Annotated in this window: 16 protein-coding genes; 6 read left to right on the top strand and 10 right to left on the bottom strand. The window is 65.1% G+C overall.

The features are described 5' to 3' along the window. Window positions 1–8: 8 nt before the first annotated feature. From ACN6KF_RS21845 to ACN6KF_RS21825, 5 genes are all read right to left on the bottom strand, one after another. Complete coding sequence (locus ACN6KF_RS21845) at window positions 9–1,253, bottom strand: NAD(P)/FAD-dependent oxidoreductase (protein ID WP_434958869.1); 1,245 nt, start codon at window positions 1,251–1,253, stop codon at window positions 9–11. A 58-nt stretch (window positions 1,254–1,311) separates the two neighbouring features. Beyond that, complete coding sequence (locus ACN6KF_RS21840; protein ID WP_434958868.1) at window positions 1,312–2,400, bottom strand: ABC transporter ATP-binding protein; 1,089 nt, start codon at window positions 2,398–2,400, stop codon at window positions 1,312–1,314. A gap of 98 nt (window positions 2,401–2,498) precedes the next feature. Next, complete coding sequence (locus ACN6KF_RS21835) at window positions 2,499–3,641, bottom strand: extracellular solute-binding protein (RefSeq protein WP_434958867.1); 1,143 nt, start codon at window positions 3,639–3,641, stop codon at window positions 2,499–2,501. 84 nt (window positions 3,642–3,725) lie between these two features. Continuing rightward, a complete protein-coding gene (locus tag ACN6KF_RS21830) occupies window positions 3,726–4,538 on the bottom strand; it encodes an ABC transporter permease (protein WP_434958866.1) in 813 nt (270 codons plus the stop codon). Next, window positions 4,535–5,416 carry an ABC transporter permease gene (locus tag ACN6KF_RS21825; RefSeq protein ID WP_434959737.1) on the bottom strand — a complete coding sequence of 294 codons (882 nt, stop codon included), beginning with the start codon at window positions 5,414–5,416 and terminating at the stop codon, window positions 4,535–4,537. Before ACN6KF_RS21825 ends, ACN6KF_RS21830 begins: the two co-directional genes overlap by 4 nt. 128 nt (window positions 5,417–5,544) lie before the next feature. Here ACN6KF_RS21825 and dapF point away from each other — a divergent pair, with 128 nt between their 5' ends. Continuing rightward, window positions 5,545–6,420, top strand: coding sequence for a diaminopimelate epimerase (dapF, locus tag ACN6KF_RS21820; protein WP_434958865.1), 876 nt, complete (start codon window positions 5,545–5,547; stop codon window positions 6,418–6,420). Window positions 6,421–6,425: 5 nt separating this feature from the next. On the opposite strand, the gene ACN6KF_RS21815 is transcribed toward dapF, so the two are convergent. Both ACN6KF_RS21815 and ACN6KF_RS21810 read right to left on the bottom strand, forming a co-directional pair. Next, window positions 6,426–7,682: an MFS transporter gene (locus ACN6KF_RS21815; RefSeq protein WP_434958864.1), complete on the bottom strand. Its 1,257-nt coding sequence runs from the start codon at window positions 7,680–7,682 to the stop codon at window positions 6,426–6,428. A gap of 147 nt (window positions 7,683–7,829) precedes the next feature. Further along, on the bottom strand, window positions 7,830–9,314 hold the full coding sequence (locus ACN6KF_RS21810; RefSeq protein WP_434958863.1) for a mechanosensitive ion channel family protein: 1,485 nt from the start codon (window positions 9,312–9,314) through the stop codon (window positions 7,830–7,832). 146 nt (window positions 9,315–9,460) lie between these two features. On the opposite strand from ACN6KF_RS21810, the gene ACN6KF_RS21805 reads away from it, so the two are divergent. From ACN6KF_RS21805 to ACN6KF_RS21790, 4 genes are all read left to right on the top strand, one after another. Next, on the top strand, window positions 9,461–10,348 hold the full coding sequence (locus ACN6KF_RS21805) for a LysR substrate-binding domain-containing protein (protein ID WP_434959736.1): 888 nt from the start codon (window positions 9,461–9,463) through the stop codon (window positions 10,346–10,348). A gap of 199 nt (window positions 10,349–10,547) precedes the next feature. After that, complete coding sequence (locus ACN6KF_RS21800) at window positions 10,548–10,697, top strand: hypothetical protein (protein ID WP_434958862.1); 150 nt, start codon at window positions 10,548–10,550, stop codon at window positions 10,695–10,697. Next, a complete protein-coding gene (gene aspA / locus ACN6KF_RS21795) occupies window positions 10,690–12,108 on the top strand; it encodes an aspartate ammonia-lyase (RefSeq protein ID WP_434958861.1) in 1,419 nt (472 codons plus the stop codon). The genes ACN6KF_RS21800 and aspA overlap by 8 nt, the downstream gene beginning before the upstream one ends. A gap of 60 nt (window positions 12,109–12,168) precedes the next feature. Continuing rightward, on the top strand, window positions 12,169–13,404 hold the full coding sequence (locus ACN6KF_RS21790) for a glycosyltransferase family 4 protein (RefSeq protein ID WP_434958860.1): 1,236 nt from the start codon (window positions 12,169–12,171) through the stop codon (window positions 13,402–13,404). A 3-nt stretch (window positions 13,405–13,407) separates the two neighbouring features. On the opposite strand, the gene ACN6KF_RS21785 is transcribed toward ACN6KF_RS21790, so the two are convergent. The 3 genes from ACN6KF_RS21785 to ACN6KF_RS21775 are packed head-to-tail and all read right to left on the bottom strand — an operon-like array spanning window position 13,408 to window position 15,004. Then, window positions 13,408–13,902, bottom strand: coding sequence for a GNAT family N-acetyltransferase (locus tag ACN6KF_RS21785; protein WP_434958859.1), 495 nt, complete (start codon window positions 13,900–13,902; stop codon window positions 13,408–13,410). Continuing rightward, the gene (locus ACN6KF_RS21780; protein ID WP_434958858.1) at window positions 13,899–14,426 is read right to left on the bottom strand and encodes a GNAT family N-acetyltransferase; all 528 of its coding nucleotides are present in this window, start codon (window positions 14,424–14,426) and stop codon (window positions 13,899–13,901) included. Before ACN6KF_RS21780 ends, ACN6KF_RS21785 begins: the two co-directional genes overlap by 4 nt. Continuing rightward, on the bottom strand, window positions 14,423–15,004 hold the full coding sequence (locus tag ACN6KF_RS21775; protein ID WP_434958857.1) for a helix-turn-helix domain-containing protein: 582 nt from the start codon (window positions 15,002–15,004) through the stop codon (window positions 14,423–14,425). The genes ACN6KF_RS21780 and ACN6KF_RS21775 overlap by 4 nt, the downstream gene beginning before the upstream one ends. 113 nt (window positions 15,005–15,117) lie before the next feature. Here ACN6KF_RS21775 and ACN6KF_RS21770 point away from each other — a divergent pair, with 113 nt between their 5' ends. Further along, the gene (locus tag ACN6KF_RS21770; RefSeq protein ID WP_434958856.1) at window positions 15,118–15,681 is read left to right on the top strand and encodes an SIS domain-containing protein; all 564 of its coding nucleotides are present in this window, start codon (window positions 15,118–15,120) and stop codon (window positions 15,679–15,681) included. Window positions 15,682–15,683 lie beyond the last annotated feature (2 nt).

The following is a 15,683-nucleotide window of genomic DNA, read 5'->3' as shown; positions in this document are numbered from 1 at the left end:
CGTTTCGTTCAGGTGCCGAAGCGTTCCGCCCCATAGGCGGACGGATCGATGAAGGGCTTTTGGCCTGTCATCATCTCGGCCAGCAACCGGCCCGTGGCGGGCCCCAGGGTGAAGCCGACATGCTGGTGGCCGAAGGCCAGCCAGAGGCTATCATGGCGTGGCGCTTTCCCGATGATCGGGCGCGAATCGGGGAAGATCGGCCTCGATCCCATCCAAGGTTCGGCCTCGGCGCGCTCGCCGAGCGGGAAGAGCTTGCGGGCGAGCTTTTCCGTGCGCTCGACCTGCACGGGTGTCCTCGGAGCGTCGCGCCGGGCGAATTCGGCGCCGGTTGTCAGGCGGATGCCGCCGACCATCGGCGTGATGACGAAGCCGCCCTGCTCGTCCAGCACCGGGCGGCTGAGGCCGGCATTGCCCTCGGCGCGGTAATGCATGTGATAGCCGCGCTTCACCGCGAGCGGAAAGCGGTAGCCGAGCGGGGAAAGCAGGTCCATCGACCATGGCCCGAGCGCGACGACGGCCTGGGCCGCCTCGATCGGACCCTCCTGCGTAGCGACGCTCCAGCCGGAAGCACCCGGACGCAGGCTGCGGGCGTCCCCGGTCAGGACCTGCCCGCCGATTGTTTCGAAATAGCGGGCATACGCCTTGGTGACGCCGCCGGGATCGGAGACGCTCTGCGGATCCTGCCAGTGCACGGCGGCAGTGAAATCGGGCCGGAGATTGGGTTCGAGCGTCAGGGCTTCATCGCGCGTCAGCGCCTTCACCCGGTAGCCGAACTCCGCGGCGAGGGGAAATTCCCGTTTCTCGGCCTCGAACGCGGCCTCGCTGCGATAGACCTTGAGCCAGCCCGTGTCGCGAAACAAGGCATCGGCGCCGGCCTTGCTCGCCAGGGCGCGATGCTCTTCCACGGTGGCGCTCAGCAGGGGCTGCATCATCCGGGCTGTGGCGAGAAGCCGGTCCGGGGCGGAGTTGCGCCAATAGGCGAGCAGCCAGGGCGCCAAGGCCGGCAGGGCCGACCAGTGGTAATTGGCACCGGGATAGCGCTTGAGCACGACATCGGCGAGGGCGGAAAGGCTGCGCGGGAAGGCAACGGGCAGCAAAGCGGAGCGCTCGACCACGCCGCTATTGCCATAGGAGGTTTCCTCGCCCGGGCCACGCCGGTCGACCAGCGCGACGGACCGGCCGCGCTCCTGCAGATGCGCGGCGACCGAGGTGCCGACGATGCCGGCGCCGAGAACCACGACGTCGTAGCGCATGGAGACCCTCGTTGGTGCTGAAATAGCCTTGATATCGAATGAAGTATTGGTCGGGGCGTCAGGCGAGCCTGCGCCCGTTCTCGTCCAGCAGCAGCACATCCTGAGGGGCGATGGTCACCGCGACGGCCTCGCCGTCATGCCAGACCCTGTCTTCGATGGTGGCATTGGCCTGCAACCGGAGGCCGGCAAGATCGAGGATATAGGCCGCCGTGCCGCCGAGATAGGAAGCGGAGGTGATAGTAGCACGCAGCTCGCCGGGATGGCCGCTCGGCGAGCCGAGCTGGATGCGCTGGGCGCGCACCACGCCCGTCGCCCTGGTGCCGGCGCGGGCGGTGGCCGGCGCGATGGCGACGAGTTGCACGCCATTGTCGAGATGCAGGGCAAGGCGGCCTTCGGACACGCCCAGGATCTTGCCCTCGATCAGGTTCGACTGGCCGAGGAAGCTGGCGACGAAGCGGGTATCCGGACGCTTGTAGACCTCCTCGGGCGTGCCCTGCTGCTCGACCACGCCCTTGTTCATCACCACGATATGGTCGGACATGGCCAGGGCTTCCTCCTGGTCGTGGGTGACGAAGATCGAAGTAATGCCGATCTCGCGCTGGATGCTCTTGAGCTCGATGCGCATTTCCTCGCGCAGATGGGCGTCGAGCGCCGAGAGCGGCTCGTCGAGCAGGAGCACGTCCGGTTCGATCACGATGGCGCGCGCCAGCGCGATGCGCTGCTGCTGGCCGCCGGAGAGCTCGGACGGCAGCTTGCGCTCGACGCCAGGCAGGCGGACCATGTCGAGGGCGCGCTTGACCTTGGTGGTGATGGTGGCCCTGTCTGCGCCGCGATATTTCAAGCCGAATGCGATATTGTCGTGCACGTTCTTGTGCGGGAACAAGGCGTAGTTCTGGAAGACCAGGCCGATATTGCGTTTGTGTATCGGCACATTGTCGATGCGCCGGCCCGCCACGACGATCTGGCCCGCTGTCGGCTGCACCAGGCCCGCGATCGAACGCAGGATCGTGGTCTTGCCGCAGCCGGAAGGGCCGAGCAGGGTGACGAAGTCGCCCTTGCGAATGGTGAGGTTGACGTCCTTGACGGCAACGAAATCGCCATAGGCCAGATTGACATTGGTGAGTTCCACGGCCGTCGGCTTGGTCATCAGTCACGCTCTCGTTCGAAACACCGGCTGCGAACGCAGCCGGCTAGGACGCAGCCGGGCCGGCGAAGCTCGCCAGCCCGGATTTCTCGGGCGGGAGATCACCCGCCCTTGGCGATGCGGTCCCAGGCTTTGGTCCACTCGTCCGTGTGCTTGTCCCAATAGGCGGCATCGGCGAAGGTCAGCGACGCCATCTTGCCGGTAGGGTCGAAGGCGGGCAGCGCCTTGACCTTGTCGGTCAGCTTCACCTTGGTGGGATCGAGCGCGGGCGGATAGCTCTGTCCTTCCGCCACTGCAATCATCACCTCGGGCTGCAGCATGAAATTGAGCAGTTCCTCGCACTCGGCCATCGGGGCGCCCTTGAGCACCAGGAGGTCCTCCATCCAGGCATAGGAACCGGGCGGATCGAGATAGCCGATCGGCGCGCCCTGGGCCTGCAGGGCAGCGACGCGTCCCGACCAGGCATCGGTGACCACCACCTCGCCCTTGGAGAGGAGATCCATCAGCTCGGCGCCCGACGACCAGTATTTCTTGGCGAGGTCGCGCTGCTCGCGTACCTTGTCCCAGACAGCATCGATGTCCTTGATGGCGTTGGGGTCCTGGCCCAGGGCAAGCGCCGCATACCAGACGCGGGTGATCATATTGCCGTAGCCGCCGATCTTGTCCTTGTATTTGGGATCGAACAGCAGATTGACGCCCTTCTCCTTGGCTTCGGCTTCGGAGATCACCTTGGTGTTGTAGGCGATGCCGGTGGTGCCGTAGTCGTAGGGCACGCAGGACAGGTCCGGCGAAATCTTGCGGAATGGCTCGAACATCACCTGCATGATGTTGGCCATGTTTGGAATGTTGGCTTCGTTGAGCTTGGTGGTCAGCCCGGCATCGACATAGCGCTTGTAATATTCGACGCCTGAGGAATGGATCACCTGGAACTCGCCGGGCGAAGCGGTCTTGACCTTGGTGATGATCTCGTTCTCATCGCCGAAGGTGCCCTGCACTACGTTGTTGCCTGTTTTGGCCGAATAGGGCTTGAAGGCATATTTATCCATGGCCTCCTGCACGCTGCCGCCCCAGCCGTCGAAGCGCACGTCCTTGGCGGCGGCAAGGGCCGGGCCGCCCCACTTCAGATTGATGCCGGCCCCGGCCGCCGCTGCCGCGGTGAGGCCGAGGAAGGTGCGGCGGCTCATGCCGCCATTGAGATAACGTTCTTTGAGGCGCTCCAGGCGCCTGGTCTGCGACATTGTCATTGGTTCGGTTCCCCTCCTGGTGGTTCTCGGTGTCTTGACGCATTTTCTTAGTCAAAAAGTCCATCAACCTTTCTGGAAAATGCCTTAGCGGACCCCGCGGGCGAGATAGCGGGCAAGGCCGCCGCCGATGAGCGGCACGCCCACGGTCAACAGGATCATCAATGCGCCGAGGGCGTTGATCTCCGGGCTGATGGAAACTTTCAGCATCGACAGGATCTGCGTCGGCATGGTCTCGACGCCCGAAGGGCGCCAGAACAGGCTGGCGGTGACGTTGTCGAAGGAAATGGTGAAGACGAGCAGCAGGCTGGCGATGACGGCCGGCATCAGCAGCGGCAAAGTGATCTCGCGGAAGGTCTGGAAGCGGTTGGCGCCCAGCGACAGTGCTGCTTCCTCATAGACCCGGCGGATGCCGATGAGCCGCGACTGCACCACCAGAATGACATAGGGCAGGGCCAGCATGATATGGCCGAGCACCAGCAGCACCAGCGTGCGTGGCTGCTGGGCCCAGCGCATCAAAAGCAGCAGGCCAACGCCGAGCACCGTCTCCGGCACCAGGGCCGGGGCGATCAGCAGCGTGTTGATGAACTGCTTGCCGGGGAAGTCGTAGCGCACCAGGGCCATCGCCCCCATGATGCCCAGCACCGTGCAGATCACCGCAGTGATCAGGGCAACCCAAAGGGAGGTCTTGAAGGCGCGGATCACCGCCTCGTTCTCCATCAGCTTGCTGTACCAGCGCAGGCTGAAACCGGTCATCGGGAAGCCGCCGAACTGCGAATCGTTGAAGGAGAGGATCACCACCACCAGGATCGGTGCGAACATGAAGATGTAGACCAGGATGGTGAACAGCTTCACCGCCTGCCAGGACCAATCCTTCTCCACGCCGGGCAGGTCACTCATTGGCTCAGCCCCTTGAAGATGCGCGACAGGCCCATATAGCGGCTGTAGATCATAGCGACGATGCCGAGCAGCACCAGCAGCACGATGGAGAGGGTCGAGCCCAGCGGCCAGTTCAGCTGCGTCATGATGGTGTCGTAGATCAAATTGCCGAAGAGCGCGTCGCGGGTGGAGCCCAGCACCTGCGGGGTGACGTAGCTGCCCGCCGCCAGCACGAAGCAGAGCAGCAGGCCGGCCATCAGGCCCGGCAGGGACAGCGGCAGCACCACCTCGCGGAAGGCCTGGCCCTGGGTGCAGCCCAGCGTGCGCGCCGCCGAGATCAAATTGCGGTCGATGCCCTCGAGGCTGACATAGATGTTGAGGATCATATAGGGCAGCAAGAAATGGATCATGCCCATGATCACCGAGCCCTGGGTGTAGAGCATGCGCAGCGGCTCGGAGATCAGGCCGAGCTTCATCAGCACCACGTTGATGATGCCCTGTTCGCCCAGGATGTGGATCCAGGAAAAGGTGCGGATGGTGAAGCTGATCCAGAAGGGCACGATCAAGAGGAGGAGCAGCAGCCATTTGTGCCGCGTGCGCGTCATCGCGATGAAATAGGCCGGCGGATAGCCGAGCAATGCGCAGAGAATGGCGGTGATCGCCGCCACCTTCACCGTCTTCCACAGGAAGAGGTGGTAGAAGCTGTCGGTGAAGAATTCGTGCCAGTTCGCGGTGGTGAAGACCTGTTTCTCCACCCCGGCCGTGACGAACTGATAGAAACTGAACACCGTCATGATGACGATGGGCACCACCATCAGCACGGTGAGCACGATCAGGGTCGGAGAGAGCAGATACCAGGGGCGCAGCCGGTCGCGCGCAGAAAGCTGCTGGCCTGCCATCATGTCCCCACGCTGTTCCCTGGAAGTAATATTTGTTTCGTTCAGGGTGGATCTTCTCTAGGCATGTGTCAATTGCCGGACAATACAAATCCGGTCGTGGTTACCCTGCGCCATGAGGCCCCGCCCCGATGCTGCTGCCTGATTACCTCGCCCAAGCGCTGCCGCCCGGCCTCGAGGGGCTGAAGCCCTTCGTCAAGATGCACGGCCTGAGGAACCACTTCGTGATCTTCGACCAGCGCGTGCATCCGCGTGCTTTGCCGGTGGCCGACATCGTACGCCTTTGCGACGTCGAGGCGGGCGTGGGGGCCGAGCAGGTCCTCACCATCGAGACGCCGACACCCGTCGGGGCAGCCGGCGGCAGCTATGCCCGCATGCGTATTTTCAACATCGATGGGCGTGAGGCCGGGGCTTGCGGCAATGCTACGCGCTGCGTCGCCCATATCCTGCTGGAAGAGAGCGGGCGGGATGAACTGGTGCTGGAGACGGGCGGAGGCCTGCTGGCCTGCCGTCGGGCGGGGCCGATGGCGGTGGCCGTGACGCTCGGGCCGATCGTGATGGGCTGTGACCAGATTCCGCTTGCTCATGAGGTCGATACCGCCCATCTGGCGCTTATCAGCGGCCCGCTTCGCGATGGCCTCGCCCTGAATATCGGCAATCCGCACGCGGTGTTCTTCGTCGAAGATCTCGACGCCGTCGATGTCAGGGCCGTGGCGCCGACCATCCAGAACGATCCGTTGTTCCCGGAGGGCGTCAATGTCGGCGTGGCCGAAGTCGTCGATCGCACCACGCTGCGCCTCAAGGTCTGGGAGCGGCCGGGCATCCTGACGCAGGCTTGTGGTACCGGCGCCTGCGTCGCCGCCTATGCCGGGCGCCTTCGCGGGCTCGTAGACGGCAACAGTGTCACCGTGCATCTGCCGGGCGGAGCCCTCTCCATCGAACTGCTGCCGGACGGCCGCGCGATCATGACCGGGCCGGTGGCTCTGTGCTGCCTCGGCTATGCCTGAGAGGTTCAGGCATAACGCAAGCGTGAGCTGAGGCCTGAAACCTCGATGGCGGCTGCTGCCGGGGCACCTTGGGTGCGCGGACGCGGCGGCGGCATGCGCGTGCCGATGGTGAACATCACGGCGCTGGCCGCGGCGAAGGCAGCGAAGGTGAGGAACATGCCGGCGCCACCGAAGGTGCCGGCCATCAGGCCGCCGAGCGCCGGGCCGAAGAAATTGCCGATGGTCGAGAAGGAGTGGGCGCCGAAATAACTGCCCCGGTTTCGGGCGTTGCAGATGCCGTCCACCAGGAGATATTCGGACGGCACCACCAGGATCTCGCCGATGGTGAACAGCACCATGAAGAGGGCGAAGCCGGTGAAACCGCTGGAAGCCAGGAAACCGAGCTCGCTGGCGAGGATGAGGATGCAGCCCAGCACCATCGCGTGGAGGGCGCCGACCTTTTCGATCAGCCGGCGCGCGAACAGATTTCCGACGAGCACGACCAGTCCGTTGATCGAGAGGAGATAGGCGAACAGATCCACGCCGCCTTCCAGGGTCGTGCTCAGATAGGGCGCCAGGGTAGCGGACCATTGGCCGTAGACGGCGATCAGCAGCGTGCCGCCGCCGACGAAGAAGGTCAGGCGCGGATCACGCGCCGCAGCGCGAATGCTGGCCAGGACGGAGATGCGTTCCTCGGCCGCGTCGCTCCCGGAGGCTTTCGGATCCGCAGGCACGCCAACCAGATGGAGCGCGAGAGCGAAAGCGGCGTAGATGCAGCCGGCAAGGGTAAACAGCAGGCCGAAGGCAGCACCGGCAGCGATCCCGATCAGCGGACCGACGGCCCAGCCGGCATTCACCGCCATATAGCGCCAGGAGAAATATTTGAGCCGCAGTTCCGGCGGGCAGATGTCGCTCATCAGGGCACGCGAGATCGGCTCGTAGACCGCGATGGAGACGGCCGCGACGATCTGGGCGGCACAGAAGGCGGTGACCGATTGGGCAAAGCCCATGCCGACGAGGGAGAGGGCTGTCAGCACCAGCATCAGCACCAGCATGAATTGCCGGCCGACGCGATCCGACAGCGACCCGGCGACGGGAGCGGCGATGGCGCCGAGAAGAGGGCCGGTGCCGAGCAACACGCCGATGGCGGCGGGACCCAGTCCGAAGGACTGCTGCAGCTTCACCGCCAGGAAGGACAGGCTCATCGCCCGCGCGACATTGACGAGGCCGGATCCGGCAACCAGGAAATAGACGAAGCGAAGGCGGCGCGAATCGGGAGGCATCTGACGAGTCCGAGGGGATTGGGAAGGCATACTATGCCGCGCGCGGCTTCACCACTTCCATCCTGGGACCGCCAGCATCCTGCTGGCTCTTCCATTCTGCAAACGCAACATTTCCAAGAGCCAGCAGGATGCTGGCGGTCCCGGGAATCACGTCTTGAAGAAGGCGCGGATCTGCGCCAGGAACTGCGCGGGCGGGCCCGGCTGGGCATAGGTAGCGGCCGCCTCGTCACGGGCAAGGAACGCCTGGCCCCGGCGGACCGAGGCTTCGAACGCTTCCGACAGCCCAGGTTCGGCGGCAAGGATAGGATCTAGATCCTCCTTGCGCAGTTCGAAGATGATGCAGCGGGTCAGTGCCAGGATCGTGCCTGCATTGGGCGCGCCGGTGATGAGGCCGAGTTCGCCGAAATGGTCGCCCGGCCCCAGGCGTCCCACCACATGGGAATGGTCGCGGATGGTCCGGCTCGCCTCCAGCACGCCGGAGGCCACCACGATCAGGGATGAGAGGGTGCCCCCTTGCGACGCCAGCGTCGCCATTGCTTCGAGATGGCGCTTGATCATTTTGGTGGAGAGATCGGCTCGCTGTTGGGGCGAGAGCTCGCGAAAGAGCGGAATGTCGCCAAGGAGTTGCTCGGGAGGCAGGGTCTCCAGCGGGCCGAGACTGACCTGGACCGGCCCGATCGGCGTCGAGATGGCGCCCGGATTGACCAGGCGGATGCCGTGATAGTGGAACTGCCGTAGCACCTGGCCGAGCAGCGCGCTCTTGGCCGCGCCGAGATGGTCCGTATGCGCGACCGAAAAGCTGATGTCATAGCTGTTGGTGCGGGCACCGATGCGCGCCAGCGAGGTTCCGGGGGCGGGGCTGGAGAGAAGCTTGGGTGTCAGCAGCGCCGCATGGCGCAGATATTCCAGGACAAGGTCCGGCCGGGCCGTGGAATCGCAGGCGACCTGGACCGAATCATCGCGCCTGGTGCTCGGCCGGCTGCGATTGATCACACGTGACTTGGAGATCAGGCTGTTGGGGATGGTGACGATGTCGTTGCCATCGGTGCGCACATGGATGGAGCGCCAGTTGATCTGGACGATCACTCCCTCGAAGGAGCCATCTATACCGATGCGGTCGCCGACCACATAGGGATGCTCGATACCGACGGCGATGCCGGCGAAGACGTCGGCCAGCGTGTTCTGCAGGGCCAAGGCGAGCACGACGGCAATGATGCCGGAGGTGGCCAGGAGGGCGCGGACGGGCAGGTCGAACACGAAATTGACGATGGCCAGCACGGCGGTGAGATAGGTCAGGCCGGCCAGGAGGTCCGAAGCGATCTTGGGCTGGCTCGATTCGCGCTTCTGCCAGAGGACCAGCGGCAGGATACCGACCGTCAACCGCGCGCCCAGCAACCACCACAGGGCGATCAGGCCGCGCTGCCAGGTGGCGATGCGGGTGTCGGCGTCGAGCACCGGCGCGGCCGGCATGCCGGCGACCCGCAGGATCAGCAGGGTGAACAGGCAGAAAAGGCCCGCAGCGACGCCGATGCGCAGCCAGGCTGGCTGCCAGGCGATCCGCCAGTTGAAGATGAGCACGGCCGCGAGGGCCGTGGCGAGGATCAGTTCGGAGAGCAGCGACACCGGGGCCACGCAACTGGTCGAGAGGACGGTATGATTGCATCACTCCGCGCTGCATGCCAGAGCGGGAATGCGGCATGGCGACGGCGAAGCCAATCATGGCAAACAATCCGGCCTCTCACGCGCTTGCCCGTCTCGTCACACCGGAAGGAATGGCCTTGGAACTGAAATGGCTTGAGGATTTCCTGAGCTTGGCCGAGACGCGCAGCTTCTCGCGCTCGGCGGAGGACCGCAACATCACTCAGTCCGCTTTCAGCCGCCGCATTCGTGCGCTCGAGGTCTGGCTTGGCACCGAATTGCTGGACCGCAGTACCTTTCCGATCACCCTGACCGCTGATGGCCGGCAATTCCGCGAGACGGCCGAGGAAACGGTGCACCTGCTCACCCTCAGCCGTTCGCAGTTCCGCAGCCGCCAGGAGGGCAGCAAGCTGCCAGTGCTCGCCGTCACGGCGCTGCATGCTCTCTGCCTGACCTTCCTGCCGGGTTGGCTCACGGAAATCCGGCGCAAGGTCGGCCCGGTGACGAGCCGCGTGCTGCCGGAGAATTTCCACACCTGCATCCAGGCGCTGGTGGAAGGCGGCTATGATTTCCTGCTCACCTTCCATCATCCCAATATCTCGGTGCCGCTCGATCCCGAACGCTTTGCCTTTCTCACCGTCGGGCGAGACAGCCTGGTCGCGGTGGCGGCGCGGCCCGAACGCCGCAGCTGGCAGGCCGGCGACGAGCGCGTGCCGCTGCTGCATTATTCGCGCGGCTCTTTCCTGGGATTGCTCGCCGCCATCGCCCAGGCTCGCGAGGGAGCGCCGGTAACCTATCTCGCCCACACCAATGAGGGCTCCATGGCCGAGGCCTTGAAGTTCATGGCGCTGGACGGCCATGGCGTTGCCTGGCTGCCGCGCAGCCTTGTCGCCGATGAGATCGCCGAGGGGTCCTTGACGGTGATCGCCCCGGAAATGCCGATGGATATCCGGCTCTACCGCAGCGCCGACCGTTCCCGGCCCTTCGTCGACAGGGTGTGGAAAGCGGCGCAGGTGGCCGTCGCCTGAAGGTTATGCAGATTTGGAATAGGCTTTGCCGCGATAGCATTGGCGGGGAGTCCCGGCCAGGCGTATGAGCCTTCCCGGCCGGGCGGAACGGAGCCGGCAAAGCAAGAACCGCTTCGTTCCGCCCGGTTGTCCATCATTGCCCAATGCACGCTTCGGTGCGCGCGAAGCCGCAACTCGCCATTGCCCCGGGGAGAACCCCATGCAGCTTCCTCTTGATCGTGCCATGGGCGCGATCAAGAGGAAGCTGCAAGAGATCAAGCATTTGCAGAATTTCCCCGCGCGGCACGTCCGTGGGCCGCGCCCGGAAATTCTGCTTGATGCTTGGCCGGAGGAAACCTGCCTTGTCTGAGATCGCATTCCGCCTCGAGCACGACCTCTTGGGAGACCGCGAGGTGCCCGCGCACGACTATTATGGCGTCCACACCCTGCGGGCCGTCGAGAACTTCCGGATCAGCGGCCAGACCGTGGCGACCTGTCCTGACCTGATCCGGGCCCTGGCCTCGATCAAGCAGGCGGCCGCGCTTGCCAACCGCGAACTCGGCCTGCTCGACGACAAGCGCACCGCCGCCATCGTGGCGGCCTGCGAGGAGATCAAGGCCGGGGCGCTGCACGACCAGTTCGTGGTCGACCTCATCCAGGGCGGCGCCGGCACCTCCACCAACATGAACGCCAATGAGGTGATCGCCAACCGGGCGCTCGAGCTCATGGGCCATCGGCGCGGCGAGTACAGCCATCTGCATCCCAACGAGCACGTCAATAAGAGCCAGAGCACCAACGACGTCTATCCGACCTCCCTGAAGATCGCGGCCTGGTTCGGCATCGGCCGGCTGATCGATGCGATGGCTATCCTGCGCCGGGCCTTCGAGGCGAAGGCGGAAGAGTTCGCCGACATCCTCAAGATGGGGCGCACGCAGCTCCAGGACGCCGTGCCGATGACGCTGGGACAGGAATTCGGCACCTATGGGCTGATGCTGGCCGAGGACGAGGCCCGGCTTGCTGAAGCCGCCGGGCTGATCCGCGAGATCAATATGGGCGCCACCGCAATCGGCACCGGCATCACCGCCCATCCGCTCTATGCCGATATCGTCTGCAAACGCCTGGCCGAGATCACCGGCATCGACCTGATCACCGCGCCCAATCTGGTCGAAGCCACCCAGGATTGCGGCGCCTTCGTGCAGCTCTCGGGCGTGCTGAAGCGCGTGGCCGTGAAGCTCTCCAAGACCTGCAACGATTTGCGCCTGCTCTCCAGCGGGCCGCGGGCCGGGCTCAACGAGATCAATCTGCCGGCGCGCCAGGCCGGTTCCTCGATCATGCCGGGCAAGGTCAATCCGGTGATCCCGGAAGTGGTCAACCAGGTCGCCTTCGAGGTGATCGGCAATGACGTCACCATCACCTTCGCGGCCGAGGCCGGACAACTCCAGCTCAATGCGTTCGAGCCGATCATCGCCTACAGCCTGTTCCGGAGCATCGATCATCTGCGCGCCGCCTGCCTGACGCTGGAAAAGAACTGCATCACCGGCATCACGGCCAATCGTGAGCGATTGCGCGCCAGCGTCGAACAATCGATCGGTATCGTCACCGCCCTCAATCCCTATATCGGTTACCGCCATGCCACCGAAGTGGCGATGGAGGCCCATGCCACCGGGCGCGGTGTCTATGAACTCGTGCTGGAGAAAGGGCTGATGCCGCGCGAGCAGCTCGACGCCGTGCTGCGGCCGGAAAACCTCACCCGGCCGCAGCCTTTCGAAATGAAGCCATAGGCGCTTTTCGTAAAACGCTATAGGAACGCCACGGTTGCACTCGTTTCGGCGGAAAGGATCATGATGCGCCGCAGGGCCGTTTTCGTGAGCCCGATCATGCCGGACAGGACCGGAAACGGGCTGGCCATGCGGATGGGCCTGTTTCTGGAGGCGCTGGCCCGCATGGCCTCGGTCGAGCTGATCGTGGTGCCGGCTGCCGGTGGAACCAGCGTCGCGCCGGGCTTTTATGCCGAGCTCGACGTCCGGCTCCATGTCGTCGCCTGCGCCGGGCGCCGCGATACCGCCTTCCAAATGCTCGCCAGGGTGACCGATCCTGGCCGGCGCCTGCAGCTCTTCCAGACCTATGGCAAGCCGAGCATCACGAGCCATCTTTCCGCGCCGGTTATGGCTGAGATTGCAGGCCTGATCGCGGCCTGCGATCCGGATATCGTGCATGTCGGGCGCTCCTATCTGGCGCCCTGCATCGATGTTCTCGGCAGGGGCGCGACGGCAACGATCGATCTCGACGAGGACGATGCGGTCGCTTTCGGCCTGCGGGCCGTATCGGCGCGAGCCCGGCATGACGAGGCCCGTGCCGCCTGGCTCGAGCAGGAGGCCCGCGCCTTTGATGGCCTGATCGAGCGCTATGTCGGCCGCTTCGGCCGCGTCTTCGTCTCCAGCGAGCAGGAGGCCCGGCTCTTGGCATCGCGTCATGCCGGCCTTGCCTGTGACGTTATCGAGAATGCGGTCGCCTTGCCGGCTGAGCCACGCCGAAGTGACGATGGCGCCACGCTTGTCTTCGTCGGTTCGCTGTCGCATGAGCCCAATGTCGAGGGCGTGCTCTGGTTCGCGCGGGAGGTGATGCCGCATCTGCGCCATCAGGCCGGCCGGGCCTGCCGCCTCGTGGTCGCCGGTGCCGAGCCGCCGCCGCCCATCCTCGCGCTTGCCGCACAGGATGATGTCGAGGTGGCGGGCTTCGTGCCGGATATTGCCGGGCTCTATCGGGATGCCGCCCTTGCTCTGGCGCCGCTGCTCAGCGGTGGCGGCACCCGCATCAAGCTGCTCGAAGCCTCGGCCCATGGCGTTGCCTTCGTATCGACCCCGGCCGGCGCGGCGGGACTCGATTGGCCACAAGAAGCCGGCGGCTGGATCGCTGAGAGCCCGCAGGCTTTTGCTGATTGCTGCGCCCAGGCGTTGGCTGATTCCGGCGAACGGTCAAGGCGAGCACAACTCGGCCGGGACTGGGTGCGCCGTCATCATGACAGGCAGTCGCTGATCGAGAGGCTCGGGAGCCTGCTCGTTCCCGGGACACCGTAGATCTCAGCCGTTGAGCGTCTTCTGCATGAAGACGAGATCGAGCCAGCGGCCGAATTTCTGGCCGACTTCGGGCATACGCGCCGTCTCGGTGAAGCCGAAGCGCCGGTGCAGGGCGAGCGAGGGTTCGTTTCCGGCCTCGATGCCGCCCAGCATGACATGCTTGCCGGCATCGCGTGCTGCGCCGATCAGGGCATCCAGCAAGGCAGCCCCGGCACCCTGGCGCCGCACCGTTCCGGCGACATAGATCGAGTGCTCTACTGTGTGGCAATAGCCGTCGAAGGGACGCCAGTCGCCATAGCTGGCATAGCCGATCGCCGTGCTCTCGACGTCGGCGACGAGGATGGGATAGCCTTGGCTCTTGCGCAGGTCGAACCAGGCCTGGCGGTTGGCGAGATCGACGGTGTTCCAGTTCCAGATCGCCGTCGAGTTCAGCACGGCATCGTTGTAGATGGCGAGGATATCTGGCAGGTCGTCCGGGGTGGCGGGACGGATGATCATCGATCTAAATCTTTCCAGAACAAGGTGGTGTCGCAATAGCCGCCCTGCGGCCAGAGTGCATAGCGCGGAATGACGCCGGCCTTCTGCCAGCCGAGCCTGTCATAGAGCCGCTCGGCCGAGGAGCCGGTGGCGGTGTCGAGGCAGAGTACGATGCGGCCGCTGGCCCGGGCGCTGTCCTCGAGGGCAGCCATCAGCGCGGCGGCGATACCGAGATTGCGGCCGCGCCTGTGCACCATCAGTTTCTGCACGTCGGCGCGATGGGGCTGGTTCGGGCGGCTTTCAGGGCTGAGCAGCACGGTGCCGACCGGCCTGCCGTCGAGATAGGCGACATGCAGCAGGGTGGTGCCCTCCGCCACCCGTACGGCGACGCCGCGCCAGAAGGCCTCCGCCTCCTCGCGGGCGAGCGGCAGCATGAAGCCGATGGAGGCTTCACCCTCGACGCAGTCGATCAGGATATCAGCCAAAGCGGGAACGAGGGCTTCCGCCTCTTGCGGCGTTGCGATGGCAATGGTGGGGCCGGTCATCGGGAAACCTGTCGTGAGGGGCAGAGCACGACGAAATAGTGCGCCGGCCCGTCGCCCGGATTGTGGAACATGACGAGCTTGTCGAGCCGCATATGCAGGCAGTCGCCCGGCTGGAGCGGAAAGGCCTCGCCATCGACCGTCATGGTAAGGCTGCCCGATTGCAGCCAGACCAGCTGGTCGAAGGCGGTCGCCTGGGGTTCGAAGGGAATGAGGGCACCCGCGGGCAGCTCAACCTCGACAAGGTCGAGGATGCCGTTGGCCGCTGCGGGCGAAACCGAGCGGCGCAGATAGCCGGTGGCGGGGTCGCGCCAGAGCGGCTGCTCGGCTCGCCGGGCCAGGGGCGAAGCCGCCGGCTCCACGGCGGCGAACAGGGTGGACAGGCTAACGCCGAGGCCGCCGGCAAGCCGGGCAAGCAATTGGGCGGTGGCACTCGACTCGCCGCGCTCGATACGCGAGATCATGGCGCGGCTGACACCGCTGGCGGCGGCGAGTTGATCGATGGTCAGATGGATCTGGCCGCGCAACGCCTTGATGCGCCCGCCCAGCTCAGTATCGATAGTGGTGTCGGCTGATTCCATAATGTGAGATTATTTATCCATTATAGTGGAGTCAAGCATGAAGTCCCGTTGCGGATTGCTTGGCATAGGCCTAGAACTTAGTTCGTTTTCTTAAGCAACAAACTGGATCTGTCATGACGGAGACCATCCCCGCCCTCAGCCTCAGCGCTCTCGACGACCTTGCCACAGTGGTAAAGGCCCTTCCCGCCGACGCCGCCGATGGCCTGATCGAAGCACTCGCCACGGCGGGCCGTATCGCCATTTATGGCGCCGGGCGCGAGGGGCTGCAGATGCGCGGCCTGGCCATGCGCTTGTTCCATCTCGGGCTCGACGTCCATGTCGTCGCCGACATGACGGTACCGCCGATCGGTCCCGGCGACCTCCTCTTCGTCTCCTCCGGGCCAGGCGCTTCCAATATTGGCGATGCCTTGATCAGCGTCGCCCGCAAGGCCGGCGCCCACGTTGCCGTGGTCACGGCCCAGCCCGAAGCGCGTACGCCCAAGCTCGCCGATATCGTCTTCACCATTCCGGCCCAGACCATGGCGGATGACCGGGGCGGGCGGGTTTCCGTATTGCCGATGGGGTCGCTGTTCGAGACGGCGCAGATGCTGGTGTTCGAGATCATCGTGCTGAAGCTGCGCGATCGTCTCGGCGAGACCGCCGAGACGATGCGGGCGCGTCATACCAATCTGGAGTGAGG

The sequence above is a fragment of the Labrys methylaminiphilus subsp. lupini genome (assembly GCF_051161885.1).
Lineage (GTDB): Bacteria > Pseudomonadota > Alphaproteobacteria > Rhizobiales > Labraceae > Labrys.
This window is presented reverse-complemented; position numbering and strand designations above follow the sequence as displayed.